This window comes from Streptomyces milbemycinicus (assembly GCF_002154605.1).
GTDB classification, from domain to species: domain Bacteria; phylum Actinomycetota; class Actinomycetes; order Streptomycetales; family Streptomycetaceae; genus Streptomyces; species Streptomyces milbemycinicus.
The window spans coordinates 1-522 of record NZ_MUNE01001285.1 but is presented as its reverse complement, the minus strand read 5'-3'; the positions used below and the strand labels follow the sequence as shown (position 1 = coordinate 522).

Sequence of the window (522 nt, the reverse complement as noted above, 5' to 3'; positions counted from 1 at the left end):
TGCGCCGGTGTCCGAGGCCGAGAAGGTGGCGGACGACCTCCTCGACGGCGGCGCCCTGGTGGCCGAGGCCGACGCTCGGCACCCCGCCGGCGCGGTCGGGCGGACCGAGCAGTACGGCGGGCAGCCCGAGGCGGGCCAGCAGGGCGGGGCGCGGGTCGTTTGTGCGCGCGTCCGTCAGCACGGCTCCGTCGACCCGGCCTTCGGCCGTGAGCTGCCGGTAGAGGGCGTTCTCCTCCTGTGCCCCGGCGACCAGATGCAGCAGCAGACCGTAGCCGCGGGGTGCCAGTTCGCCTTCGATACCGGTGATCAGCTCGCTGAAGTGCGGGTCCGCGCCCAGCACATCGGTGGGGCGCCGTACGACGAGCGCGAGGGTGCGGGTGCGGGCGTTGCGCAGGGCGGCGGCGGGTGCGCTCGGCGACCAGCCGAGCTCTCCCGCGGCGTCCAGGATGCGCTGCCTGGTCGGCTCCGACAGCCGGCCCTTGCCGTGAAATGCCTGGGACACGGCCGCCGTCGACACTCCGG

At 75.1% G+C, this 522-nt stretch carries 1 protein-coding gene; it reads right to left on the bottom strand.

Translation table 11 applies throughout. The features are described from left to right. Positions 1 to 522: LacI family DNA-binding transcriptional regulator (locus CCN51_RS52650; RefSeq protein WP_143676279.1), on the bottom strand; the 522-nt coding region annotated here is incomplete at both ends.